The sequence below is a fragment of the Pseudomonas sp. St386 genome, assembly GCF_018325865.1.
Lineage (GTDB): Bacteria > Pseudomonadota > Gammaproteobacteria > Pseudomonadales > Pseudomonadaceae > Aquipseudomonas > Aquipseudomonas brassicacearum.
Map to the genome: position 1 here is coordinate 4,424,902 of NZ_AP021900.1, position 25,269 is coordinate 4,450,170.

The following is a 25,269-nucleotide window of genomic DNA, read 5'->3' on the forward strand; positions in this document are numbered from 1 at the left end:
ATTCCATTAGCCACGCCCGCTGACACCGGGCCAACGAAGAACTTTGAACCATGGCCACTATCCACGTAGACGGCAAAGAGCTCGAAGTCGATGGCGCAGACAACCTGTTACAGGCATGTCTGTCGCTGGGCCTCGACATTCCTTATTTCTGCTGGCACCCCGCCCTTGGCAGCGTTGGCGCTTGTCGCCAGTGCGCGGTCAAGCAGTACACCGACGAAAACGACAAGCGTGGTCGGATCGTCATGTCCTGCATGACCCCTGCCACCGACGGCAGCTGGATCTCCATCGACGACGAAGAAGCGAAAGTGTTTCGCGCCAGCGTCGTCGAATGGCTGATGACCAACCACCCTCACGACTGCCCGGTCTGTGAGGAAGGCGGCCATTGCCACCTGCAAGACATGACGGTGATGACCGGCCACAACGAGCGCCGTTATCGCTTCACCAAGCGTACCCACCAGAACCAGGACCTCGGCCCGTTCATCTCCCACGAGATGAACCGCTGCATCGCCTGCTACCGCTGCGTGCGTTTCTACAAGGACTACGCCGGCGGCACCGACCTGGGCGTGTTCGGCGCCCACGACAACGTGTACTTCGGTCGCGTTGAAGACGGCACCCTGGAAAGCGAATTCTCCGGCAACCTCACCGAGGTCTGCCCGACCGGTGTGTTCACCGACAAGACCCACTCCGAGCGCTACAACCGCAAGTGGGACATGCAGTTCTCGCCGAGCATCTGCCATGGCTGCTCCAGCGGTTGCAACATCTCCCCGGGCGAGCGCTACGGTGAACTGCGTCGCATCGAAAACCGCTTCAACGGTTCGGTGAACCAGTACTTCCTGTGTGACCGTGGTCGTTTCGGCTATGGCTACGTCAACCGCAAGGATCGTCCACGCCAGCCGCTGCTGGCAAACGGCGCCAAGCTGAGCCTGGACCAAGCGCTGGACAAGGCCGCCGAGCTGCTGCGCGGTCGCAACATCGTCGGCATCGGTTCGCCACGGGCCAGCCTGGAAAGCAACTACGCGCTGCGTGAACTGGTCGGCGCCGAGCACTTCTACAGTGGCATCGAAGCCGGTGAGCTGGAACGCATCCGCCTGGTGCTGCAAGTGCTCAAGGACAGCCCGCTGCCCGTGCCGAACATGCGCGACATCGAAGACCACGACGCGGTGTTCGTCCTCGGTGAAGACCTGACCCAGACCGCCGCCCGCATGGCCCTGGCCCTGCGCCAGTCGGTCAAGGGCAAGGCCGAAGACATGGCCGACGCCATGCGCGTCCAGCCTTGGCTCGACGCTGCCGTGAAGAACATCGGCCAGCACGCGCTGAACCCACTGTTCATCGCCAGCCTCGCTGAAACCAAGCTCGACGACGTGGCCGAAGAGTGCGTCCACGCCGCCCCTGACGACCTGGCCCGCATCGGTTTCGCCGTGGCCCACGCCCTGGACGCCAGCGCCCCGGCCGTCGACGGCCTGGACAGCGAAGCAGCCGCTCTGGCCCAACGCATCGCCGACGCCCTGCTGGCGGCCAAGCGCCCACTGATCATCGCCGGCACCTCGTTGGGTTCCAAGGCGCTGATCGAAGCCGCGGCCAACATCGCCAAGGCCTTGAAGCTGCGCGAGAAGAACGGTTCCATCAGCCTGATCGTGCCGGAAGCCAACAGCCTTGGCCTGGCCATGCTCGGTGGCGAATCGGTGGACGCCGCCCTGCAAGCGGTGATCGACGGCAGCGCCGACGCCATCGTGGTGCTGGAAAACGACCTGTACACCCGCACTGACAAGGCCAAGGTCGATGCCGCGCTGAACGCCGCGAAAGTGCTGATCGTCGCTGACCATCAGAAAACCGCCACCACCGACCGCGCCCACCTGGTGCTGCCGGCGGCGAGCTTCGCCGAAGGCGACGGTACGCTGGTCAGCCAGGAAGGTCGCGCCCAGCGCTTCTTCCAGGTCTTCGACCCGCAATACCTGGACGCCAGCATCCTGGTTCACGAAGGCTGGCGCTGGCTGCACGCCCTGCGCGCCACCCTGCTGGACCAGCCGATCGACTGGACGCAACTGGACCACGTTACCGCCGCCGTCGCTTCGAGCAGCCCGCAACTGGCCGCCATCGTCGACGCCGCACCGTCCGCCTCGTTCCGCATCAAAGGCCTGAAGCTGGCGCGCGAACCGCTGCGCTACTCCGGTCGCACCGCCATGCGCGCCGACATCAGCGTTCACGAACCGCGCACCTCCCAGGACAACGACACCGCGTTCTCGTTCTCCATGGAAGGCTACTCGGGCTCGACCGAACCGCGCTCCCAGGTGCCATTCGCCTGGTCGCCGGGCTGGAACTCGCCGCAAGCCTGGAACAAGTTCCAGGACGAAGTCGGTGGTCACCTGCGTGCAGGCGACCCGGGCACCCGCCTGATCGAAAGCCAGGGCGATCACCTGAGCTGGTTCGCCAGCGTGCCGCGCGCCTTCAATCCGGCACCGGGCACCTGGCAGGTCGTGCCGTTCCATCACCTGTTCGGCAGCGAAGAGAACTCTTCCAAGGCCGCACCGGTGCAGGAACGCATTCCGGCCGCCTACGTGTCGCTGGCCAAGTCCGAAGCCGACCGCCTGGGCGTCAACGACGGTGCCCTGCTGAGCCTGAACGTGGCCGGCCAGACCTTGCGTCTTCCGCTGCGCATCAATGAAGAACTGGGCGCCGGCCTGGTGGCCCTGCCGGCTGGCCTGGCAGGCATCCCGCCAGCTATTTTCGGCAAAACCGTCGACGGTCTGCAGGAGGCAGCGCAATGAGCTGGTTCACCCCTGAAGTGATCGCTGTGATCCTGACGGTCCTCAAGGCCATCGTGATCCTGCTGGCCGTGGTGGTCGCAGGCGCACTGTTGAGCTTCGTCGAACGTCGCCTGCTGGGCTGGTGGCAGGACCGCTACGGTCCGAACCGCGTCGGCCCATTCGGCATGTTCCAGATCGCCGCCGACATGATCAAGATGTTCTTCAAGGAAGACTGGACGCCGCCGTTTGCCGACAAGGTGATCTTCACCCTGGCACCGGTGGTCGCCATGAGCGCCTTGCTGATCGCCTTCGCGATCATCCCGATCACCCCGACCTGGGGTGTGGCGGACCTGAACATCGGCCTGCTGTTCTTCTTCGCCATGGCCGGCCTGTCGGTGTATGCGGTGCTGTTCGCCGGCTGGTCGAGCAACAACAAGTTCGCCCTGCTGGGCAGCCTGCGGGCCTCGGCCCAGACCGTGTCCTACGAAGTGTTCATGGGCCTGTCGCTCATGGGCATCGTGATCCAGGCCGGCTCGTTCAACATGCGCGACATCGTCGAGTACCAGGCCCAGAACCTGTGGTTCATCATTCCGCAGTTCTTCGGTTTCTGTACCTTCTTCATCGCTGGCGTGGCCGTGACTCACCGTCACCCCTTCGACCAGCCGGAAGCGGAGCAGGAACTGGCCGACGGTTACCACATTGAATATGCCGGCATGAAATGGGGCATGTTCTTCGTCGGTGAATACATCGGGATCATCCTGATCTCGGCGCTGCTGGTAACGCTGTTCTTCGGTGGCTGGCACGGTCCGTTCGACATCCTGCCGCAACTGTCCTTCGTCTGGTTCGCCCTGAAGACCGCGTTCTTCATCATGCTGTTCGTCCTGCTGCGCGCCTCGATCCCGCGCCCACGCTACGACCAGGTGATGGACTTCAGCTGGAAATTCTGCCTGCCGCTGACCCTGATCAACATGCTGGTGACCGCTGCGATCGTTTTGATGAACGCGCCTGCGGCCGCGGTTCAGTGAGGATTTGACCCATGTTCAAATATATTGGCGACATCGTTAAGGGTACCGGTACCCAACTGCGAAGCCTGGTCATGATCTTCGGCCATGGCTTTCGCAAGCGCGACACCCTGCAATACCCGGAAGAGCCGGTCTACCTGGCACCACGCTATCGTGGCCGCATCGTCCTGACCCGCGACCCCGACGGCGAAGAGCGCTGCGTGGCCTGCAACCTGTGCGCCGTGGCGTGCCCGGTGGGTTGCATCTCGCTGCAGAAAGCTGAAACCGAAGACGGTCGCTGGTACCCGGACTTCTTCCGTATCAACTTCTCGCGCTGCATTTTCTGTGGCCTCTGCGAGGAAGCCTGCCCGACCACCGCGATCCAGCTCACGCCGGATTTCGAAATGGCCGAGTTCAAACGTCAGGACCTGGTGTACGAGAAAGAAGATCTGCTGATTTCCGGTCCCGGTAAAAACCCTGATTACAACTTCTATCGTGTTGCAGGTATGGCCATTGCCGGTAAGCCAAAAGGCGCCGCGCAGAACGAAGCCGAACCGATCAACGTGAAGAGCTTGCTGCCTTAAGGAAGAAAGATGGAATTCGCTTTCTATTTCGCATCGGGTATCGCGGTGGTGTCCACGCTTCGTGTGGTCACCAACACCAACCCCGTGCACGCCCTGCTCTACCTGATCATTTCGCTGATCGCCGTGGCCATGACCTTCTTCGCCCTCGGTGCACCGTTCGCCGGTGCCCTGGAAGTGATCGCCTACGCCGGCGCCATCATGGTGCTGTTCGTGTTCGTGGTGATGATGCTCAACCTCGGCCCGGCCGCGGTCCAGCAGGAACGCTCCTGGCTCAAGCCCGGCATCTGGGCGGGACCGGTGATCCTGTCCGCCCTGCTGCTGGGTGAACTGCTGTATGTGCTGTTCGCTCACCAGAGCGGCCAGGCCATCGGCCACACCACCGTAGACGCCAAGGCCGTGGGCATCAGCCTGTTCGGTCCGTACCTGCTGGTGGTCGAACTCGCCTCGATGCTGCTGCTTGCCGCAGCCGTCACGGCGTTCCATTTGGGCCGTAACGAGGCGAAGGAGTAATCACATGCCTGCTATCCCTCTCGAGCATGGTCTGGCGGTTGCCGGCATCCTGTTCTGCCTCGGTCTGGTTGGCCTGATGGTCCGCCGCAACATTCTGTTCGTGCTGATGAGCCTGGAGGTCATGATGAATGCCTCCGCCCTGGCTTTCATCGTCGCGGGCGCTCGCTGGGCGCAGCCGGATGGACAGATCATGTTCATCCTGGTGATCAGCCTGGCAGCCGCCGAGGCCAGTATCGGCCTGGCGATCCTGTTGCAGCTGTATCGCCGCTTCCACACTCTCGATATCGACGCTGCCAGCGAGATGCGCGGATGAACCTAATCTTTCTGACTTTCGTATTCCCCCTCATTGGTTTCCTGCTGCTGTCGTTCTCCCGTGGACGCTGGTCGGAAAACCTTTCGGCGCTGGTTGGCGTGGGTTCCATCGGCCTGTCTGCCATCGTCACGGCCTACGTGATCTGGCAGTTCAACGTCGCCCCGCCCGAAGGCGGTGTGTATGTGCAGGTGCTGTGGCGCTGGATGGCGGTGGAAGGCTTCACGCCGAACTTCGCCCTCTACCTGGACGGCCTGTCCATCACCATGCTCGGCGTGGTGGTCGGCGTGGGTTTCCTGATCCACCTGTTCGCCTCCTGGTACATGCGCGGTGAAGCCGGTTACTCGCGCTTCTTCGCCTACACCAACCTGTTCATCGCCAGCATGCTGTTCCTGGTGCTCGGCGATAACCTGTTGTTCCTGTACTTCGGCTGGGAAGGCGTGGGTCTGTGCTCGTACCTGTTGATCGGTTTCTACTACAGCAACCGCAACAACGGGAATGCCGCACTCAAGGCGTTCATCGTCACCCGGATCGGCGACGTGTTCATGGCCATCGGCCTGTTCATCCTGTTCCAGCAACTGGGCACGCTGAATATCCAGGAACTGCTGGTAAAGGCGCCCGAGCACTTCAAGGTCGGTGACTTCTGGATCGTCCTGGCGACCCTGATGCTGCTGGGCGGCGCCGTTGGTAAATCCGCGCAACTGCCGCTGCAAACCTGGTTGGCGGACGCGATGGCCGGCCCTACCCCGGTCTCGGCACTGATCCACGCCGCGACCATGGTGACCGCTGGCGTCTACCTGATCGCCCGTACCCACGGCCTGTTCGCCCTGGCGCCGGACATCCTGCACCTGGTGGGCATCGTCGGCGGCGTGACCCTGGTACTGGCCGGTTTTGCCGCGCTGGTACAAACCGATATCAAGCGCATCCTCGCCTACTCGACCATGAGCCAGATCGGCTACATGTTCCTGGCCCTGGGCGTTGGTGCCTGGGAAGGCGCGATCTTCCACCTGATGACCCACGCCTTCTTCAAGGCGCTGCTGTTCCTTGCTTCCGGTGCGGTGATCGTTGCCTGCCACCACGAGCAGAACATCTTCAAGATGGGCGGCCTGTGGAAGAAACTGCCGTTGGCCTACGCCAGCTTCATCGTTGGCGGCGCGGCCCTGGCGGCCCTGCCACTGGTCACCGCCGGCTTCTACTCCAAGGACGAGATCCTCTGGGAAGCGTTCGCCAGCGGTAACCAGGCACTGCTCTATGCCGGCCTGGTGGGTGCGTTCATGACCTCCCTGTACACCTTCCGCCTGATCTTCATCGCGTTCCATGGTGAAGCCAAGACCCAAGCCCATGCCGGCCATGGCATTGCTCACTGGCTGCCACTGTCGGTGCTGATCGTGCTGTCGACCTTCGTCGGCGCCATGATCACCCCACCGCTGGCCGATGTGCTGCCGCAAAGCGTCGGCCATGCCGGCGGCGAAGCCAAGCACAGCCTGGAAATCGCCTCGGGCGCCATCGCCCTGGCAGGTATCCTGCTGGCCGCCCTGCTGTTCCTGGGCAAGCGTCGTTTCGTCACGGCGATCGCCAACAGCGGTATCGGGCGATTCCTTTCGGCCTGGTGGTTCGCCGCCTGGGGCTTCGACTGGATCTACGACAAACTGTTCGTCAAGCCATACCTTGCGATCAGCCACATTCTGCGCAAAGACCCGCTCGACCAGACCATTGGCCTGATCCCGCGCATGGCCAAGGGCGGCCACACTGCCCTGAGCCGTACCGAGACCGGTCAACTGCGTTGGTATGCGGCTTCCATGGCGGCTGGCGCCGTGCTGGTTATCGGCGCCATCGTGCTGGTAGCGGTCTGATATGAACCTTGCGAACTTGCGAAAGGAAACGAGCCCGTCATGATTCTGCCCTGGCTAATCCTGATCCCCTTCATCGGCGGCCTGCTGTGCTGGATCGCGGAGCGCTCCAGCTCCACGCTCCCGCGCTGGATTGCGCTGCTGACCATGTCCCTGGAACTCGCGCTCGGCCTCTGGCTGTGGGCGACCGGCGACTATTCATTTGCTCCGGCTCCTGGCGCCGATCCAACCTGGGCGCTTGAATTCAAGCATGCCTGGATCGCGCGCTTCGGCATCAGCGTGCACCTGGCCCTCGACGGCCTGTCGCTGCTGATGATCCTGCTGACCGGCCTGCTGGGTATCCTCTCGGTACTCTGCTCCTGGAAAGAGATCCAGCGTCACGTGGGTTTCTTCCACCTGAACCTGATGTGGATCCTGGGCGGCGTCATCGGCGTGTTCCTGGCGCTGGACCTGTTCATGTTCTTCTTCTTCTGGGAAATGATGCTGGTGCCGATGTACTTCCTCATCGCGCTCTGGGGTCACAGTTCTTCGGACGGCAAGAAAACCCGGATCTACGCGGCGACCAAGTTCTTCATCTTCACCCAGGCTTCCGGCCTGATCATGTTGGTGGCGATCCTTGGCCTGGTGCTGGTCAACTTCAACAACACCGGTGTGATTACCTTCAACTACGCCGACCTGTTGAAAGTGCAGATGTCCAAGACCACCGAGTACGTGCTGATGCTCGGCTTCTTCATCGCCTTCGCGGTGAAGCTGCCAGTGGTGCCGTTCCACTCCTGGCTGCCGGACGCCCACGCCCAGGCGCCGACCGCAGGTTCCGTGGACCTGGCGGGTATCTTGCTCAAGACGGCGGCCTACGGCCTGCTGCGCTTTGCCCTGCCGCTGTTCCCCAATGCGTCGGCCGAGTTCGCGCCGATCGCCATGACCCTGGGCCTGATCGGGATTTTCTACGGTGCGTTCCTGGCGTTCGCCCAGACCGACATCAAGCGCCTGATCGCGTTCTCCAGCGTTTCGCACATGGGCTTCGTGCTGATCGGGATCTACTCCGGCAGCCAGCTCGCCCTGCAAGGCGCGGTGATCCAGATGTTGGCTCACGGCCTGTCGGCGGCGGCGCTGTTTATCCTCAGCGGCCAGTTGTACGAGCGCCTGCACACCCGGGACATGCGTGAGATGGGCGGCATCTGGTCGCGCATCGCCTACCTGCCGGCCATCAGCCTGTTCTTCGCAGCCGCTTCCCTGGGCCTGCCAGGCACTGGCAACTTCGTCGGCGAGTTCCTGATCCTGATCGGCACGTTCGCCAGCGCTCCGTGGATCACCGCCATCGCCACCTCCGGCCTGGTGTTCGGTTCGGTCTACTCGCTGATCATGATCCACCGTGCCTACTTCGGCCCGACCAAGTCGGACGAAGTGCTGCGCGGCATGGACGGTCGCGAACTGATCATGGTGCTCGGCCTTGCGGTGCTGCTGGTTTACCTCGGCGTTTCCCCGCAACCGTTCCTCGACACATCTGCCGCCACGATGCATGGCGTGCAGCAGTGGCTCGGCACCGCCTTCTCTCAACTCGCTTCGGCCCGGTAAGAGCGCTATGGAATTCACGATTCAACACTTTATCGCGCTTGCGCCGCTGTTGATCACCAGCGCCACGATCATCGTGGTGATGCTGGCGATCGCCTGGCGCCGCAATCACTCACAGACCTTCCTGCTGTCGGTGGCGGGGCTGAACCTGGCCCTGCTGTCGATCTTGCCGGCCCTGAAAGTCGCACCCTTGGCGGTCACCCCGCTGATTCAGATCGACAGCTTCGCCTGCCTGTACATGGCGTTGATCCTGGTCGCCACCCTGGCCTGTGTCACCCTCGCCCACGCCTACCTCGGCGATGGCGGTTCGGGTTACCCGGGCAACCGCGAAGAGCTGTACCTGCTGATCCTGATGGCCGCCGCCGGTGGCCTGGTCCTGGTCAGCGCGCAGCATCTGGCCAGCCTGTTCATCGGCCTGGAACTGCTGTCGGTACCGGTCTATGGCCTGGTGGCCTACGCCTTCTTCAACAAGCGCTCCCTGGAAGCCGGCATCAAGTACATGGTGCTGTCGGCGGCCGGTTCCGCGTTCCTGTTGTTCGGCATGGCCCTGCTCTACGCCGAAGCCGGCACCCTGAGCTTCGTCGGCATCGGCCAGGCCCTGGCCGCCACCGGCCTGCCTAGCCCGATCGCGCAACTGGGCCTGGGAATGATGCTGATCGGCCTGGCGTTCAAGCTGTCGCTGGTACCGTTCCACCTCTGGACCCCGGACGTCTACGAAGGCGCCCCGGCGCCAGTGGCGGCGTTCCTGGCCACCGCTTCGAAAGTGGCGGTGTTCGCGGTCATGGTGCGTCTGTTCCAGATCTCGCCAGTGGCCAGCAGCGGTGTGCTGAGCAACGTACTGACCATCATCGCCATCGCGTCGATCCTGTTCGGTAACCTGCTGGCACTGACCCAGAGCAACCTCAAGCGTCTGCTGGGTTACTCGTCCATCGCCCACTTCGGCTACCTGCTGATCGCCCTGATCGCCAGCAAGGGCCTGGCCGTGGAAGCCATCGGCGTGTACCTGGTCACCTACGTGATCACCAGCCTCGGCGCCTTCGGTGTGATCACCCTGATGTCCTCGCCGTACAACGGCCGCGACGCCGACGCCCTGTACGAATACCGCGGCCTGTTCTGGCGCCGTCCGTACCTGACCGCCGTGCTGACCGTGATGATGCTGTCCCTGGCCGGCATCCCGCTGACCGCCGGCTTCATCGGCAAGTTCTACATCATCGCCACCGGCGTCGAGGCTCACCAATGGTGGCTGGTCGGCTCCCTGGTGCTGGGCAGTGCCATCGGCGTGTTCTACTACCTGCGCGTCATGGTCACCTTGTACCTGATGGAACCGAACCTGCGTCGCCACGACGCCGAGTTGCACTGGGAACAGAAGGCAGGCGGCGTGATGCTGCTGGCCATCGCCGTACTGGCGTTCTTCCTCGGTGTGTACCCGCAGCCGTTGCTGACCCTGGTTCAGCAGGCTGGCTTGACGGGCTGATCGTGTAGCGGTAGATCGTAGAAAACAGAAACGGCACCTTTGGGTGCCGTTTTTTTTTTAGGCCAGTGCCATGGACGTTAGCCTTGGACACTATTTATTCAGTTACCCGATATAGCTCATGACTCAGGCCCGCCACGGTGCAAGCGCCCCTTCGAAAAGTGAAAAGGCTCCATGCAGGAAACGGTTGAAGCGAGCGGCATCACGCCGCAGCCCTGCCTGCTGACCACCAATCAGGCACAGATGGGCCACCTGACCAATCACTTCTGCTTGCCCTGGCATATGGACCAGGCGGCGGCATGTCCGTATCGCGAAATCCAGTCGTCTTGTGTCAACACGCTGCTGAAACTCGCCTACCAACGGATCGTGCAGCGACCAGGCTCGGATGGAAACTTCCCGCCCAGGTTGTTTCTCAGCGGCAATACTCAAATAGCGTTTCAGGATTTCGCCCGCGCTACTGCCCTGCCCCGCATAAGCGAGCATGCGCTCCGTGTAGTCTTCTTCCCAAGCGGCTAGCAAGGTGCGGACAAAATCCTCGCGATTGCGAAAATGGTGATAGAACGATCCGCGGGTCACATTCAATCGGCGCGATAGACTCTCGGCCGAAACACCGGTATGCCCTATTTGGTCGAGGGCCTCAAAACCAGCCGCGATCCAATGGTTACGAGTCAGTTTTCTCAACGGTCATTTCGCTCCCTATTTAGCGCCATACAGACTGTGTATGGCGCGTAACCGATCGGTACGCTGCGAACACCAGCAGAGATGGCCGTTGCGTTTTGCACGCCAGCACTTTTCATGGAGCTCGCCTTGAAGAAAATCGTTCTGGTTGCTTTCGACCAATTCACTGATATCGACCTATTCCTGATGTGGGACATCTTAGGCCGCAACACTGAGGACTGGCACGTCCGAATATTGGGTTCCAGCTCTATCGTGCGGTCGGCGCACGGCCTGCCTGTTTCGGTGCACGGTCCGCTTTGCGAGGCCAACAGTGCCGACGCGGTATTGTTCGTCAGCGGCAAGGAAGGAATACCCGCTGCACTTGCCGCCCCGGATTTCCTGCCGTCGTTCGAACTTGACTCCAGACGCCAGCGAATCGGCTCCATATGCGCCGGAGCTTTCATTCTCGAACGGCTTGGGCTGCTCAACGGCCCAGCCACTACCCACCCGGATGCGCGATCGAGCTTGCAAGCTCTGGGACTTGAACCCATGGACCAGCCTCTTGTATGCCAGGGGAACGTTGCAACCGCTGGTGGATGCCTTTCGGCGCTCTATCTGGTGGGATGGTTGGTTGAATCCTGGTTCGATGCCGACAAGCGCCGTGCGACGTTGCTCCCTGTTCTGCCGGCTGGGCAGCAAGCGCTCTATGATGCCTTGATCGGGCTCAGTATCCGACAAGGAGAAGTTGGCGCCTTCCAACAAAAAACGCGACATGGCATGTCGTCGAATTGGTAGTTAGAACTCAGGAGAGATCCCCGATGCCCCGAGAATTTGAGCTCATTATGTCCGTGCCAGTCCCCTCAGGGTCCGGCATCACCCACCTTTACAAGTCGATGAACCTGGCGGACGCTTTTGCGATTCGGCTTCCTGCGGGCACATCCGGCAATCCAGATTTGCTGGCTCGATTCATCTTTTCCCACCAGCCATCCTGGATCGGATGGCTCCTGAAAGTCCGGGACACTGTCGTTGCCTGTTTTGGCCTCAAGACAGCCAGACATTTGGCAACCCTTGCTGATCGGGTAGGCGTCTTCAAGGTCTACAGCACGAATCAGACTGAAATCGTGTTGGGAGAAGACGACAAGCACCTCGACTTCCGGATATCGATCCTGTGTTCTGAAGAGGCAGAGCCAGAAGGCAGTCGCCAGCTGGTTCTTTCAACCGTGGTCCAGTGCCACAACCGTCTAGGCCGGGCCTACATCTTCGTTATTGCCCCATTCCACCGCTTGGTTGTTAAGGCCAGCCTCCTGCGTGCAGCACGCGTCGGTTGGCCTCTGGCTACCTGCCCCTGAGGCTGGGAGCGCTGTATGGCCCACGCTACATCCACTTCCCAAGCAGGGCTATCCTCAACCCGCCAACCTGCGATCCCTGAAGGAGGAACAACGTTGAGTGTCGATATCGAGTGCGTCGTCGTAGGCGCTGGGGTCGTCGGGCTTGCCGTGGCGCGAGAGATGGCCCGAGCCGGGCATGAAGTGCTGCTGATCGAAGCCGCCGAAGCCATCGGCATGGGCATCAGCTCGCGCAATTCCGAAGTCATCCATGCGGGCATCTATTACCCACCGGGCAGTCTCAAGGCGCAGTTGTGCGTCGAAGGCCGACACCAGCTGTACACCTTTTGTGAAAGCCACGGCGTCGCCACCCGCCGGCTCGGCAAGTTGATCGTTGCCACGGATCAGGCGCAGGTGGCCGGACTCGAAACATTGCTTGAGCGTGGCTTGATGAACGGCGTGGACGACCTGCGCCTGCTCGACCAAGAACAGGCGCAGGCATTGGAACCGGCCCTGGCCTGTGTCGCCGCGCTGTATTCGCCTTCCACCGGTATCGTCGATTCCCACGCTCTGATGCTGGCCTTGCTGGGTGACGCCGAAGCGGCCGGGGCGAACATTGCTTTCCACACGCCTTTACTGGGTGCTCGCGTCATCACTGGGGGGTTCATGCTGGAATTGGGCGGCACGGCGCAAATGACCTTGTCCTGTCGCCTGCTGATCAACGCCGCCGGCCTCCAGGCACCTGCCCTCGCCCGCCGCATCGAAGGCCTGGAGATGCAATCGGTGCCCGAGGACTTTTTGTGCAAGGGCAACTACTTCAGCCTCGCCGGGCGAGCACCGTTCCGGCACTTGGTCTATCCCGCCCCGGAAGCCGCCGGCCTGGGCATCCACATGACGCTGGACCTGGCCGGCCAGGCGCGCTTCGGCCCGGACACAGAATGGGTCGAGTGCGAGGACTACCGAGTGGATCCGGCCCGGGCCGAAGCGTTTTACCCGGCGATCCGCAATTATTGGCCGGGCCTGCCGGACCAGAGCCTGCAACCGGCCTACAGCGGCATTCGCCCGAAGATCTGCGCGCCCGGCGAACCGGCCCGCGACTTTGTCATCAGCAGCGAGGCCGAACACCGGGTGCCAGGGTTGATCAACCTGCTCGGGATCGAATCGCCCGGGCTGACGTCCTGCCTGGCAATCGCCAGCCGGGTCCGACAACGGATCGAAAATGTCTAGCCACCAGCGCAAAGTGCAACGCGTTTTGCCCCCCGCTCATGCAGCTTGCACGACGCCGGAAATTCTTTGCGTTTCAACTTATTGTTTTTAAAGGGTTTTAAATCGATCTTCGGCTGGCACAGCTGATGCAATTCAGCTCTTACGCGGCGTAGGCGTCTCCAAGCCTGCCCGCTTCCGTGTATTGCCGAGGAGCTACCCATGAATGCCATCGATCTGTTGAAAGCCGACCACGAACGCGTCAAAGCCATCCTGACTCAACTGAGCGAGTCGACTGAACGCGCCGTGAAAAAACGTACCGACCTGTTGGCGAAACTGGAAATGGAAATTTCCATCCATACCCGCCTGGAAGAAGAAATTCTTTATCCGGCTTTCAAGCAGGCCGGTGGCAAGGACGAGGCCGAAATGTATTACGAGGCCAAGGAAGAACACCGTACCGTCGACTCCCTGGTGCTGCCAGACCTGAAAGCCACCGATCCAACCCAGCCGGAATTCGCCGGTCGGGTGAAAGTGGTCAAGGAACTGCTTGAGCACCACATCGAGGAAGAAGAAAAGGAAATGTTCCCGCACGCGAAAAAACTGCTGGGCAAGGCAAAACTCGATGCCTTGGGTGCAGACATGGAAACCATGAAAGCGCAGTACAAAAAAGAACTGAGCAGCGCCAACCTCGCCGCCTGATCAAAGCGCCGTAGATGCTTCAGCCGTCATGTGACGGCTGAATGCGCTGCGGCGCTTTATTGCATTTGTTCACGCAAGAATTCCACCAACGCCTGAACCGGGCGTGCACTTTGCCGATGCTGGGGATACACCGCAGATAGCGCCAGCGGTTCGGTCTCGAAACCTTCCAGGACCTTGATCAGCCGCCCATCCTTCAAGGCGTCGCCGAGGATGAAAGCGGGCAGATAGGTGATGCCCATGCCGGCGATGGCCGCGTCCCTGAGCAAATCCCCGTTATTGGCGCGCATGCGTCCCGTGACCTCCAGGGTCAGCGGTTTGCCGGCCCCCACGAAACGCCACTGCACCTGACGACTGTGACCATAGGGCAGGCAGTCGTGATTGCGCAGGTCTTCAGGCCGCGCGGGTGTGCCTTTTTGCGCCAGGTAGGTCGGGCTGGCGCAGTACACCCGCTCGATAGTCGCGATGCGCCGGGCAATCAGCGTCGAATCCTCCAGCACGCCGATGCGCAGCGCCAGGTCATAGCCCTCTCCCAGCAGATCCACCGAGCGGTCGCTCAGGTCCACCTCGACGCTGACACCCGGATAGCGCTGCAGAAACAGCGGCAGCAGGCTGCCCAGGTGCGCCACGGCGAAGGACAGCGGTGCGCTGAGGCGAATGGTGCCGCGGGGTTCGCTGGTCTGGCCGCTGATGCCCTGCTCCACCTGTTCGACTTCATTGAGCAGGCGCAGCGCCGCTTCGTAATAGCGCTGGCCCAGGGGCGTGACGTCCAGCCGTCGGGTCGAGCGATTGAGCAGGCGTACGCCCAGGCGTTGTTCCAGTTCCATCAGCTTGCGGCTGACGAACTGCTTGGACAGCCCCAGTTTTTCCGCCGCAGCGGTGAAACTGCCCGACTCCATGACCTGGGCAAAGATGCGCATTTCTTCGAAGGGGTTCATTGTCATTCCTGGGGTGGACAGTCAGGGGGATTGGCTGGGCATTGTGGTCTTGGTGAGTCAGATTGCCTAGCTGTTGAATGTGCCACCGCTATCGCGAGCAAGCTTTGCTCCCACAGGTTTTCCCACAGATCCAATTGTGGGAGCAAAGCTTGCTCGCGATAGCGGTGGCACAACTTGCGAGGCGCTGATGCCAGACACAAAAACGCCCGCACAAGGCGGGCGTCGTTCAGCATGGACTGCTTACTTGGCCGTCAGCGCCGAGTAGCTGTTCATCAGGTTGCGGTAGTTCGGAATGCGCTGGGACAGCAGGTTGCCCAGGCCTTCGATGTCGTTGCGCCAGTCGCGGTGCAGCTCACAGGCCACCGAGAACCAGTTCATCATCTGCGCGCCGGCAGCGGTCATGCGTACCCAGGCGGCCTGTTGCACGGTTTCGTTGAACGTACCCGAGGCGTCGGTCACCACGAACACGTCAAAACCTTCAGCCAGCGCCGACAGAGTCGGGAACGCCACGCAGACATCGGTGACCACGCCAGCGATGATCAGTTGCTTGCGGCCGGTGGCCTTGATCGCCTTGACGAAATCTTCGTTGTCCCAGGCATTGATCTGGCCTGGACGCGGGATGTACGGCGCGTCCGGGAACATTTCCTTGAGCTCCGGCACGATCGGACCGTTAGGGCCTTTTTCGAAGCTGGTGGTCAGGATGGTCGGCAGTTCGAAGAACTTCGCCAGGTCGGCCAAGGCCAGCACGTTGTTCTTGAACTCGTTGGGCGAGAAGTCCTGGACCAGGGAAATCAGGCCGGTCTGGTGATCGACCAGCAGGACGACCGCGTCGTCTTTGTTCAGACGGTTGTAGGCGGGAACGTTGCTCATGGGATGACTCCTTTGGGATGGATGTATTGAAAAACAATGTGGGAGCGAGCCTGCTCGCGATGACGGTGTGTCAGCTTGCGGCGATGTCGGATGTGCCGACGCCTTCGCGAGCAGGCTCGCTCCCACAGGGGAGAATCGGTGTGTTAGTCAAAAAGCAAAGCAGGAACAGCCAAACGCGCCCCAGAAGCCTTGGAAATCGCTGACCGGGACGTTCGACAACCTCGCCCGTTCATGGCTGTGGGAATGCACCGTGCACGGACCGCTGCACTGGTGGACCTGGGCCTGCAACGGCGACGTCGGGCGCCAGTGCCCTGGGACCTTGACCACCGGCGACCAGTCCGGCAGCACCGGGACGCTGGCCGGCCCGAGTTTTTCGAAGTCGCCGGCGGCATACACCACCTTGCCGTCGACCACGGTCAGCACCGACTCGATCCACTTGATGGCTTCTTCCTCGACGCTGAAGAAGTCCGCGCTCAGGGCCGCCAGGTCTGCCAATTGGCCGACCTTGATCTGGCCTTTCTTGCCCTGCTCCGATGAGAACCAGGCGCTGCCGTGGGTGAACAGCTCCAACGCGGTCAGGCGCGGCAGGCCCTCTTCGTGCAACGAAAGGCCGCCGACCGTGCGCCCGCTGACCATCCAGTACAACGAGGTCCACGGGTTGTAGCTGGAGACGCGGGTGGCGTCGGTGCCAGCGCCCACCGGCACGCCTTCGGCGAGCATGCGCTTGATCGGCGGCGTGGCTTCGGCGGCCTTGGCGCCGTAGCGGTCGACGAAATATTCACCCTGGAAGGCCATGCGATCCTGGATCGCAATCCCGCCGCCCAACGCCCGTACGCGCTCGATGTTCTTCGGCGTGATGGTCTCGGCATGGTCGAAGAACCAGGGCAGGCCGTTGAACGGAATGTCGCGGTTCACCTTCTCGAACACATCGAGCATGCGGCTGATGGATTCGTCGTAGGTGGCATGCAGGCGGAATGGCCAGCGCTGCTCCACCAGGTGCCGGACCACCGGCTCCAGGTCCTGCTCCATGCCCGGCGGCAGGTCCGGGCGCGGCTCGAGGAAGTCCTCGAAATCCGCCGCCGAGAACACCAGCATTTCCCCGGCGCCGTTGTGCCGCAGGAAGTCATCGCCCTGGTGCAACTTGACGCTGCCGGTCCAGTTCTTGAAGTCGCTGAGTTCTTCCTTGGGCTTCTGGGTGAACAGGTTGTAGGCGATGCGCACCGTCAACTGCTGCTCGCGGGCCAACTGCTCGATCACCGCATAGTCGTCCGGGTAGTTCTGGAAGCCGCCGCCAGCATCGATGGCACTGGTCAGGCCCAGACGATTGAGTTCACGCATGAACTGGCGAGTGGAGTTGACCTGGTACTCCAACGGCAGCTTCGGCCCTTTCGCCAGCGTCGAATAAAGGATCATTGCGTTAGGCCGCGCCACCAGCATGCCGGTGGGCTCGCCCTTGCTGTCACGCACGATCTCGCCACCCGGCGGGTTCGGCGTGTCACGGGTGTAGCCGGCCACCCGCAGCGCGGCACGGTTGAGCAAGGCACGGTCATACAGGTGCAATACGAACACTGGCGTATCGGGAGCAGCCTGGTTGAGCTCTTCCAGGGTCGGCATGCGTTTTTCGGCGAACTGGAATTCGTTCCAGCCGCCCACCACACGCACCCATTGTGGCGTCGGCGTGCGGTCGGCCTGGTCCTTGAGCATGCGCAAGGCATCGGCCAGGGATGGCACGCCCTCCCAGCGCAGCTCCAGGTTGTAGTTCAGGCCGCCGCGGATCAGGTGCAAGTGCGAGTCGTTGAGCCCGGGAATGACGGTGCGGCCCTTGAGGTCGATGACCTGGGTGCCGCTGCCACGCAAGGCCATGGCCTCGGCGTCGGTGCCGACCGCGACAAAGCGCCCCTGGCTGATGGCAACCGCACTGGCGCGGGGCTTTTCACGGTCGACGGTATGGAACTGGCCATTGAACAGAATCAGATCGGCGTTCATCGGATTTCCTTCTGGATGAGTAGAGGCAAGGGACAGCCGCGGCCAGAAAGCCGCCGCAGCGCTGAGCAAGGACCCGGCGGCGAGCAATTGGCGGCGCAGCGGATCGGTTGGGTCGTCCTTATTGGCCATGGCCGGGCTCCAGGTGCACGTGGGCTTTCGAGGCCTCAAGCCACGGTGCGAACAGACGGGTCGCCAGCGGCATGCACACGTACACCACAGAGAGCACGATGGTCAGGGTGATCAGGAACGTGGCGACCACGTAGTTGGAAAGAAAACTGTTGAGTTGCAGCAACGGCCCCCAGATCAGCGGTACCAGCAAGGTATGCGGCAGGATCACCAGCAGCGTCACCACGGCCTGCTTCCAGCGCGGCGGCGGTGTAGCCGCATCGGCCAGCGGGGTGAACCAGAACTCCTTGTGCGACCCGACTTCGGTCTGGTCACCGTCGGCCAGCAACGGCATGGCCTCCTCCACCAGTTCGCGGCGCTCGGGCGAGTCCAGCCAGCGCTGCATGGCCTCGGTGGAACAGAAACGCAGCACGCAGGTGAACAGCGCCAGCCCGCCCTGCTTGCCCCGCACCACATCCACCCCCAAATGACCCGGCCACTGGCCGGCCACGCGCACCGTGCGACGCAACCAGGCCTCGTAGGCAGCCTCCTGGCCAACCTTGATCCGGTGCTTGACCACCAAGGTCACGATTTCATCGAAGCCGGGCCTGGCCGGGCTCGCGGTGGATTCAACGGTTTGAGACTCAGACATGGCGAAGCACTCCAACAAAACGCGTATTGATTGCCAGGCGTCCGGGCCCGGCGATAAACACACTGGTAAATACGATCAACAGCAGCCAGCCGAACTGGCCTTCTTCCAGGCTCCATTGCGGGTGCACCACCAGCAGCGCCACCGCCAGCAGAAACAGGATCGGCAGGCACGCCAGGCGTACCAGCACACCGGCCATGATCAGCAGCGGACACAGCACCTCGGCGAAAATCGCCAGGATCAGGGTCGGCGCCGCGCCAAGGTGAAACGGGTCTTCGATACGGGTCAGCTCGACGCTGTAGTGCAACAGCTTCGGCAGCCCATGGACCCACAGCAGAAACAATCCGCCGCTCAAGCGCAGGAACAACAAGCCCAGATCCTGCAGCGGGCGCTCATCAGTCATGTTCATCGGTGGGCTCCGTCCGCAGTGATCGAGGCCGCCGCTGGCAGCGGTTGGGACATGTGACTGGCAATGCGCGAACGCAGCCAGCGCTCGGCCGGGTCGTTGTCATGCACGCCGCTCCAGACCATCGACAGTTCAGCGGCATTGATCTCGAACGGCGGGTCCTCGGCGCGCAGTGCGCAGCCTTCCACCAGCGCGCAGGCCGCATAGTCGGGCACGGTGGCGATCAGCTCGGTGCCGGCCAGCAAGGCCCGCAGCCCACTGAACTGCGGCACCGCCAGCACCACTTTGCGGGTCCGGCCGATGCGGGCCAGGTCCAGGTCGATGTTGCCGCTCAGGTCGCCCGAGAACGAGACCATGGCGTGGGGCCGCGAGCAGTATTCATCCAGGGTCAAGGGCCCCGGGCGCTTGTCGCCACGCAAGACCTTGCAAGGAATGTCCCGCAGTTTCTTGCGCTTGGCATTGGCCGGCAGATCGGTGGTGTAGCTGACGCCGACGCTGATTTCACCGCTGGCCAGCAGCGACGACATCAGCAGGAAGTTGGCCCGGCGCACCACCACGATGATCCCCGGCGCTTCTTCGCGCAGCTGGCTCAGCAGCGGTGGAAACAGGCCGAATTCGGCATCGTCGGACAGACCGATGCGAAACACGTCGCAACTGGTGGACGGATCGAACGCCTTGGCCCGGCTGACCGCGCCAGAGATAGTGTCCATGGCCGGTTGCAGCTCTTGCAGGATCGCCAGGGCCCGCGGCGTCGGCTCCATGCCGCGACCGTGGCGGATCAGCAACGGATCATCGAACAGATCCCGCAGCCGCCCCAGCGCCGCGCTCACCGCCGGCTGGCCCATGAACAGCTTTTCGGCGACACGGGTCAGGTTTTTCTCGAACATCAGCGCCTCGAAGATCACCAGCAGGTTCATGTCGAGACGGCGTAAATCATTGCGGTTCATGGGTGTTGTTCCTGTTGAATGCCAATCCTGTGGGAGCAAGCTCGCTCCCACAGGTGTGTGGCTTGATCAACCCTGGATGAACGCCAGCAGGTCCGCGTTCAGGCGGTCCTTGTGAGTGTCGGTCAGGCCGTGGGGCGCGCCGGGGTAGATCAGCAGCTGCGAGTTCTTGAGCAACTTGGCGGCGGCGATGCCAGCCGTTTCGATGGGGACCACCTGATCGTCATCGCCATGGACCACCAGGGTCGGCACGTCGATGTTGCGCAGGTCTTCGGAAAGATCGGTCTCCGAGAACGCCTTGATGCAGTCATAGGTATTCTTGTGGCCGGCGAGCATGCCCTGCATCCAGAACCAGTCGATCATGCCTTGGGAGACTTTGGCGCCCGGACGGTTGGCACCGAAAAACGCGCTGGCCACATCCTTGTATAGCTGAGAACGGTCGGCCAGGGAGGCCTGGCGGAAACCGTCGAACACTTCCACAGGCAGGCCGCCGGGGTTGGCCGGGGTCTTGAGCATCAGCGGCGTCACCGCCGAAATCAGGCCGAGCTTGGCGACACGGGCAGCACCATGGCGGCCGATGTAGCGCGCCACTTCGCCACCGCCAGTGGAGAAGCCGAGCAACACCGCGTCCTTCAAATCCAGCCGCTCGATCAGCTCGGCCAGGTCATCGGCGTAGGTGTCCATGTCGTTGCCGTCCCAGGGCTGGCTGGAGCGCCCGTGCCCACGGCGGTCATGGGCGATTACCCGGTAGCCATTGGACGCCAGGAACATCATCTGCGCCTCCCAACTGTCCGAGTTCAACGGCCAGCCGTGGCTGAAGACCACCGGTTGACCGCTGCCCCAGTCCTTGTAGTAAATCTCGGTGCCGTCGCGGGTGATGAAGGTGCTCATGACGTGACTCCTTGAGGTGGGTGGATCGCTTTATGGTCCGGCCATGGGGGGCACCTGCGTGAGTTAAACGTTGTTAATTTTTTCGGAACCGGCGTGTTAAAAGCCCGCTCCCTCGCCACAGGGTCCGGCGGCTGGAAGGCAGGGAGTAGAGCCTGCGCCGTTGCGCTTGAAGCCAAACCTGAGGAATATGCTCGGGTAAAGCCCAGGCACCGGGACCAGAACATTGAGAGCAACATGAGCCAATACCTCAGCCTGCCCGTCGAACAGACGGTGCATTTCGGCCCTTACCGAGTCCATCCTCGCCAACGCCTGGTGCTCGAGGGTGGGCAACCGTTGCGCCTGGGACGGCGGGCCGTGGAGATTCTGCTGGTGTTGCTCGAGCACGCCGGCGAGGTGGTGAGCAAGCAGCAACTGATCGCCCGGGTCTGGCCCAGGAGCGTGGTGGAAGACACCAACCTGCGCGTGCACGTCGCGGCACTGCGCAAGGCCCTCGGGGATGGCCAGGCCGGGCAGCGCTACATCGTCACCGTGGCGCAGCGCGGCTACAGTTTTGTCGCGCCGCTGTCATTCGAGCCGTTCGACCAATGGGCGCACATCCCTCATCCGTCCTTGACGCGCAACCTGCCTCTGCAACGCACGCGCATGATCGGGCGCCAGGCCCTGGTGGAAAACCTGGTGGCCCAGCTACCGAGAAAACGCTTCATTACCCTGGTCGGTACCGGCGGCATCGGCAAGACCACCGTTGCCCTGCGGGTCGCTGAACGGCTGATCGGCCAGTACCGTGACGGCACGCATCTGCTGGACCTGGCATCGCTCAACGACGCGGCCATGATCGCCCCCAACCTGTGCGCCTTGCTCGACCTGCCACTGCAGGACGGTGATCCGCTGGACGCCATCGCCCGGCAGCTCAAGGAGCGGCATCTGCTGCTGGTGATCGACAACTGCGAGCACCTGATCGACGCCATCGCCCTGCTCAGCGAAACCCTGCTGCGCGGCGCACCCCACCTGCACATCCTGGCCACCAGCCGCGAAGGCCTGCGCGCCGAAGGCGAACACGTGCAGCGCCTGGACGCCCTGGCGTTCCCGCCCCGGGAAATGCCCATCGAGGGCTACCCCGCCCTGGAATACCCGGCGCTGCAACTGTTTGCCGAACGGGCGATGGCCAGCCGTGACGACTTCGAACTGAGCGACCGCGAGGTGCCGTTGGTGGTCGACATCTGCCAACGGCTGGACGGCATTCCCCTGGCCATCGAGCTGGCTGCCGCGCAAATCGGCCGTTTCACCCTGGAGGAGCTTCACCGGCAACTGCAAGACAGCGTCGCCCTGCTTCACAACGACACCGACGCCGCACCGCGCCAGCAAACACTGCGCGCCACGCTGGACTGGAGCTTCGCGTTGCTCACGGCCTGCGAACAGACCTGCCTGCGGCGGTTGGCGGTGTTCATGGGCAGTTTCAACCTGGCCTCGGCCGCCGCGGTGATCGTCGGCAAGCATGTCGCGCCCGAACAGGTGCTGGTGTCGGTCAGCCAGTTGGTCGCCAAATCGTTGCTCAATGTAGAGATCGGCGATGAAGAGGTGCGCTATCGCCTGCTGGACACCACCCGCCGCTATGCCTTGGAACAACTGGCCGAAGCCGGGGAGCTGGCGGTCAGCCAGGAGCGCCACGCCGAACGCTGCCTGGCGCTCATGGGACAAGCGGAAAACGATTGGGAAAACACCCCCACCCGACTGTGGATCGCCCGCTATGCCGACTATCGCGACGACATCCGCGCGGCGCTCGACCGAGGCTTGGGCCCGCAGGGTTCACACGCCGTAGCGATCCGCCTGACCGCCCGTACCCTGCCCCTCTGGCAGGAACTGTCGCTGCTCAAGGAACACGGCCTCTACGTCAACAAAGCACTGCAATTGTTGCGGGCCAGCCCCGCGCCATGCCCGCGCTTGACCCTGGCCCTGGAGCTGGCCCATGCCAGTTTCAACTACCACACCGAGGGCGGCACGCCGGCCACTGTTCGAGCCTTCGCCACGGCCCGGCAACTGGCCCGGCAATGCCAGGACCTGGCCAGCGAGCTGCGGGCCGTGTCCGGGCAAATGACCGTCGACCTCAGTTGCGGTTACTACCAACAGGCCTTGGCACACAGCCGGGATTTCGACCGGTTGGGCTTGCAGGGCGACCCGACCCTGTCCTTGAGCACCCAACGCCTGCGGGTGCTGGCGTTGCATTTCACCGGCGACCAGCGCGCGGCGCGGCGCGAAGCCGAACAGGTGATCCAGCGCCTGGCCCAGAGCGGTCACCTCAGCCGCTTCAGCCACGGCTTCGGCGTGCAATACGATCAGAGCGTGGCCGCGCTGACGGTTCTGGCGCGCATCCTCTGGCTGCAAGGTTTTGCCGAGAAAGCCCAGCGTACCGCCAACCTGGCGCTGCAGATCGCCGTGCAGATCAACCACGGTATTTCGATCTGCTACACCTTGGCGCTGGCCGGTTGCGTGATCGCCCACTACACCGGCGATCATTCGACTGCCCGGGAAAGGCTCGACCTGTTGAAGCAGCAGGCCAAGAAACATTCGGTGATGCTGTTCCATGACTGGGCTTGCCATTACGACCACGCATTCGACGATCAGCCCCTGGCAACACGCCCGACAAACGGGTTGATCCAGGACATCGCCGTCACCCTGCGCAGCGACTTCGTCAGCCCGGCGCAAATCGAACGGGCCCGCAGCGGTGCCGCGGGCTGGTGTTCGGCGGAGATCCTGCGGGCCGGTGCCGAGACCTTGCTGGCGCGCAATGAACCGTCCCTGGAAGAAGCCGCCGAAGCGCAACTGCTGGCCGCCTTGGCCGTGGCACGTCGTCACCAAGCCCTGGCCTGGGAACTGCGCAGCGCCACGTCCCTGGCCCGTTTGTGGCAGCGCCAAGGGCAGGCGCATGCCGCGCAGGCACTGCTCGGCCCCGTCTATCGACGCTTCACCGAAGGTTTCGAGACCCCCGACCTATTGGACGCCAGCGTGCTGCTCCAGGCGCTGACTTGACGGTTGGGGCCTTGAACGCCGGACTCCCCAGGCACCTTGCAGCACGTAACGCCGATGAAACACAGGCCACTGACCACTGCGCCGCAGTTTGTCCATGGCATAGGCGCGAGTGGTGTGGAGCAGATGGAAGCGCCCCCCTTCGGCAAGCGGTTCGACCATCAGCAGTGACACGCTCACCAGCCGCGACAGCAGCGAGGGTAATTGCCCGACACTCAGTTCAGCGCAACTGATCACGGCCAGCGCCGCCTTGAGCGTAAACGGCCCCTCGAACACCGCCAGGCGCCGGAATGCGGTTTGTTCGTCAGCGCTCAAACGCTCGAAACTCGAGTCCAACACCGCCTCCAGGCTGCGGTGCCGGGCCACCGCCGTACGCCGCCCATGGCTCAAGAGTGATAAACCGTGATCCAGTTGTTCCAGGACGCCAGCCACTCCCAAGGCATCGACCTGGGCCGCCGCCAGTTCCAACGCCAGCGGCAATCCGTCCAGGCGCTGGCAGATCTGTGCAAGCGTCGGCCAGTCGCGGCCACCCGGCTTGAAACCCTCCTGCCGGGCACCAACCCGTTCCATCAGCAACTGCACCGCCGGGCATGCCTCGATCTGGTGCTCCGGTTCCAGGGGCGACGCCACGGCCAGGCCCGGCAGTGACACAATCCTTTCATCCGGCAAGTCCAAGGGTTCGCGACTGCTGAGCAGCAGCGACACCCCAGGCGCCGCAGCCACTGCCTGGACCAGCTCCCTACAAGCGTCGAGCAGATGCTCGCAACCGTCGAGCACCAGCAACATCCGACAGGGTTCGAGGCAGCGGGCCAAAGCACCCTGCTCCACGCCCAGCACGCCGGCCACTTGCGCCACCACTTGCGAAGGATCGCCGACGGCCGCCAGGTCAACGAACCAGGCACCGTCCTCAAAGTGTTCGAGCAGCAGCTCCGCCACCCGCAACACCACTGTGGTCTTGCCGACCCCGCCGGGGCCGGTCACGGTGGTCACGGATTGACGGGGCACTTGCGCCAGCAATCGTCCCAGGACTTTGTCGCGACCCACCACCGGGCTCAAGCGTGCGGGCAGATTGTGCCGCTCGGTTTGGGGGCTGAAAGGCGACTCAACGCGCTCTTGCGCCACCAGGGGCAGCGCAAGGCAATAGCCTTGTCGAGGATGATTGAGGATATAGCGAGCGCCGCCTCGCCCATCACCGAAGGCCCGCCGCAGCGCCGCGATGTGCACCCGCAGGTTGATGGCCTCCACGACGCTGTCTGGCCAGACGTGAGCGATGAGTGTTTGCTTGCTGACGTAGTGGCCGGCGTGCTCCACCAGCACCTGCAGGACGTCCAAGGCACGGCCGCCCAGCGCAAGGGGCTGACCGTCACGGGTCACCAGCCGCTGCTGCCGGTAGAAGGCGAACGGACCGAAGCCCACCGCCGGCTCGCTATCGGGTTTGACGTAACTGTTCATGGGCGATCCAGCGCCGGATAACCGGTGCGGGCGTCAGCGTGCGGATCACCGAACACGTCTGCCCAGGCTCCTGCGCATCCTTTC

22 protein-coding genes are annotated in these 25,269 nt (G+C 62.9%); 13 read left to right on the plus strand and 9 right to left on the minus strand.

What is annotated here, in order from left to right; translation table 11 throughout:
- Positions 1–50: 50 nt before the first annotated feature.
- Genes nuoG through nuoN form a run of 8 tightly spaced genes read left to right on the plus strand, consistent with a single transcriptional unit; the run spans position 51 to position 10,045 of the window.
- Positions 51–2,765, plus strand: a complete 2,715-nt coding sequence (gene nuoG / locus KI235_RS19420; protein ID WP_003203377.1) for an NADH-quinone oxidoreductase subunit NuoG — start codon at positions 51–53, stop codon at positions 2,763–2,765.
- Positions 2,762–3,769, plus strand: a complete 1,008-nt coding sequence (gene nuoH, locus KI235_RS19425; protein WP_003203379.1) for an NADH-quinone oxidoreductase subunit NuoH — start codon at positions 2,762–2,764, stop codon at positions 3,767–3,769. Before nuoG ends, nuoH begins: the two co-directional genes overlap by 4 nt.
- A gap of 11 nt (positions 3,770–3,780) precedes the next feature.
- Complete coding sequence (nuoI, locus tag KI235_RS19430) at positions 3,781–4,329, plus strand: NADH-quinone oxidoreductase subunit NuoI (RefSeq protein WP_003180051.1); 549 nt, start codon at positions 3,781–3,783, stop codon at positions 4,327–4,329.
- A 9-nt stretch (positions 4,330–4,338) separates the two neighbouring features.
- A complete protein-coding gene (gene nuoJ / locus KI235_RS19435; protein ID WP_003203382.1) occupies positions 4,339–4,839 on the plus strand; it encodes an NADH-quinone oxidoreductase subunit J in 501 nt (166 codons plus the stop codon).
- Between the two features lie 4 nt (positions 4,840–4,843).
- Entirely contained in the window at positions 4,844–5,152 is a 309-nt protein-coding gene (nuoK, locus tag KI235_RS19440) for an NADH-quinone oxidoreductase subunit NuoK (protein WP_003180046.1), read from the plus strand.
- Positions 5,149–7,002, plus strand: coding sequence for an NADH-quinone oxidoreductase subunit L (nuoL, locus tag KI235_RS19445; RefSeq protein ID WP_003203384.1), 1,854 nt, complete (start codon positions 5,149–5,151; stop codon positions 7,000–7,002). The genes nuoK and nuoL overlap by 4 nt, the downstream gene beginning before the upstream one ends.
- Positions 7,003–7,041: 39 nt before the next feature.
- A complete protein-coding gene (nuoM, locus tag KI235_RS19450; RefSeq protein ID WP_013693710.1) occupies positions 7,042–8,574 on the plus strand; it encodes an NADH-quinone oxidoreductase subunit M in 1,533 nt (510 codons plus the stop codon).
- A gap of 7 nt (positions 8,575–8,581) precedes the next feature.
- Positions 8,582–10,045, plus strand: coding sequence for an NADH-quinone oxidoreductase subunit NuoN (gene nuoN, locus KI235_RS19455; protein WP_003203388.1), 1,464 nt, complete (start codon positions 8,582–8,584; stop codon positions 10,043–10,045).
- Positions 10,046–10,168: 123 nt separating this feature from the next.
- On the opposite strand, the gene KI235_RS19460 is transcribed toward nuoN, so the two are convergent.
- Positions 10,169–10,723 (minus strand): TetR/AcrR family transcriptional regulator, encoded by a 555-nt coding sequence (locus KI235_RS19460; RefSeq protein WP_003203390.1) that lies wholly within the window; start codon positions 10,721–10,723, stop codon positions 10,169–10,171.
- A gap of 126 nt (positions 10,724–10,849) precedes the next feature.
- On the opposite strand from KI235_RS19460, the gene KI235_RS19465 reads away from it, so the two are divergent.
- From KI235_RS19465 to KI235_RS19480, 4 genes are all read left to right on the plus strand, one after another.
- Positions 10,850–11,494, plus strand: a complete 645-nt coding sequence (locus tag KI235_RS19465) for a DJ-1/PfpI family protein (RefSeq protein ID WP_039012439.1) — start codon at positions 10,850–10,852, stop codon at positions 11,492–11,494.
- 23 nt (positions 11,495–11,517) lie between these two features.
- Positions 11,518–12,048: a DUF2867 domain-containing protein gene (locus KI235_RS19470; protein ID WP_212795252.1), complete on the plus strand. Its 531-nt coding sequence runs from the start codon at positions 11,518–11,520 to the stop codon at positions 12,046–12,048.
- Positions 12,049–12,141: 93 nt separating this feature from the next.
- Positions 12,142–13,251: an NAD(P)/FAD-dependent oxidoreductase gene (locus tag KI235_RS19475; protein WP_028237144.1), complete on the plus strand. Its 1,110-nt coding sequence runs from the start codon at positions 12,142–12,144 to the stop codon at positions 13,249–13,251.
- 198 nt (positions 13,252–13,449) lie between these two features.
- Entirely contained in the window at positions 13,450–13,926 is a 477-nt protein-coding gene (locus tag KI235_RS19480) for a hemerythrin domain-containing protein (RefSeq protein WP_003203396.1), read from the plus strand.
- A gap of 56 nt (positions 13,927–13,982) precedes the next feature.
- On the opposite strand, the gene KI235_RS19485 is transcribed toward KI235_RS19480, so the two are convergent.
- The 7 genes from KI235_RS19485 to KI235_RS19515 all read right to left on the minus strand — a co-directional run bounded on the left by KI235_RS19485 (position 13,983) and on the right by KI235_RS19515 (position 20,712).
- Positions 13,983–14,861, minus strand: coding sequence for a LysR family transcriptional regulator (locus KI235_RS19485; RefSeq protein WP_013693714.1), 879 nt, complete (start codon positions 14,859–14,861; stop codon positions 13,983–13,985).
- 240 nt (positions 14,862–15,101) lie between these two features.
- Positions 15,102–15,731, minus strand: a complete 630-nt coding sequence (gene ycaC, locus KI235_RS19490) for an isochorismate family cysteine hydrolase YcaC (RefSeq protein ID WP_003203400.1) — start codon at positions 15,729–15,731, stop codon at positions 15,102–15,104.
- A gap of 147 nt (positions 15,732–15,878) precedes the next feature.
- A complete protein-coding gene (locus KI235_RS19495) occupies positions 15,879–17,717 on the minus strand; it encodes an amidohydrolase (protein WP_003203401.1) in 1,839 nt (612 codons plus the stop codon).
- 118 nt (positions 17,718–17,835) lie between these two features.
- The gene (locus KI235_RS19500) at positions 17,836–18,474 is read right to left on the minus strand and encodes an antibiotic biosynthesis monooxygenase (protein ID WP_013693717.1); all 639 of its coding nucleotides are present in this window, start codon (positions 18,472–18,474) and stop codon (positions 17,836–17,838) included.
- Complete coding sequence (locus tag KI235_RS19505; RefSeq protein WP_003203404.1) at positions 18,467–18,880, minus strand: DoxX family protein; 414 nt, start codon at positions 18,878–18,880, stop codon at positions 18,467–18,469. The genes KI235_RS19500 and KI235_RS19505 overlap by 8 nt, the downstream gene beginning before the upstream one ends.
- Positions 18,877–19,824, minus strand: a complete 948-nt coding sequence (locus tag KI235_RS19510; RefSeq protein ID WP_013693718.1) for a LysR family transcriptional regulator — start codon at positions 19,822–19,824, stop codon at positions 18,877–18,879. Before KI235_RS19510 ends, KI235_RS19505 begins: the two co-directional genes overlap by 4 nt.
- Positions 19,825–19,890: 66 nt before the next feature.
- Complete coding sequence (locus KI235_RS19515; protein ID WP_003203408.1) at positions 19,891–20,712, minus strand: alpha/beta hydrolase; 822 nt, start codon at positions 20,710–20,712, stop codon at positions 19,891–19,893.
- A gap of 234 nt (positions 20,713–20,946) precedes the next feature.
- Between KI235_RS19515 and KI235_RS19520 the strand changes: the two genes are divergently transcribed.
- Positions 20,947–23,736 (plus strand): winged helix-turn-helix domain-containing protein, encoded by a 2,790-nt coding sequence (locus KI235_RS19520; protein ID WP_212795253.1) that lies wholly within the window; start codon positions 20,947–20,949, stop codon positions 23,734–23,736.
- Here the strand turns inward: KI235_RS19520 and KI235_RS19525 are convergent.
- A complete protein-coding gene (locus tag KI235_RS19525) occupies positions 23,698–25,185 on the minus strand; it encodes a winged helix-turn-helix domain-containing protein (RefSeq protein ID WP_212795254.1) in 1,488 nt (495 codons plus the stop codon). The two genes, KI235_RS19520 and KI235_RS19525, sit on opposite strands and share 39 nt — an antisense overlap.
- Between the last annotated feature and the right edge of the window lie 84 nt (positions 25,186–25,269).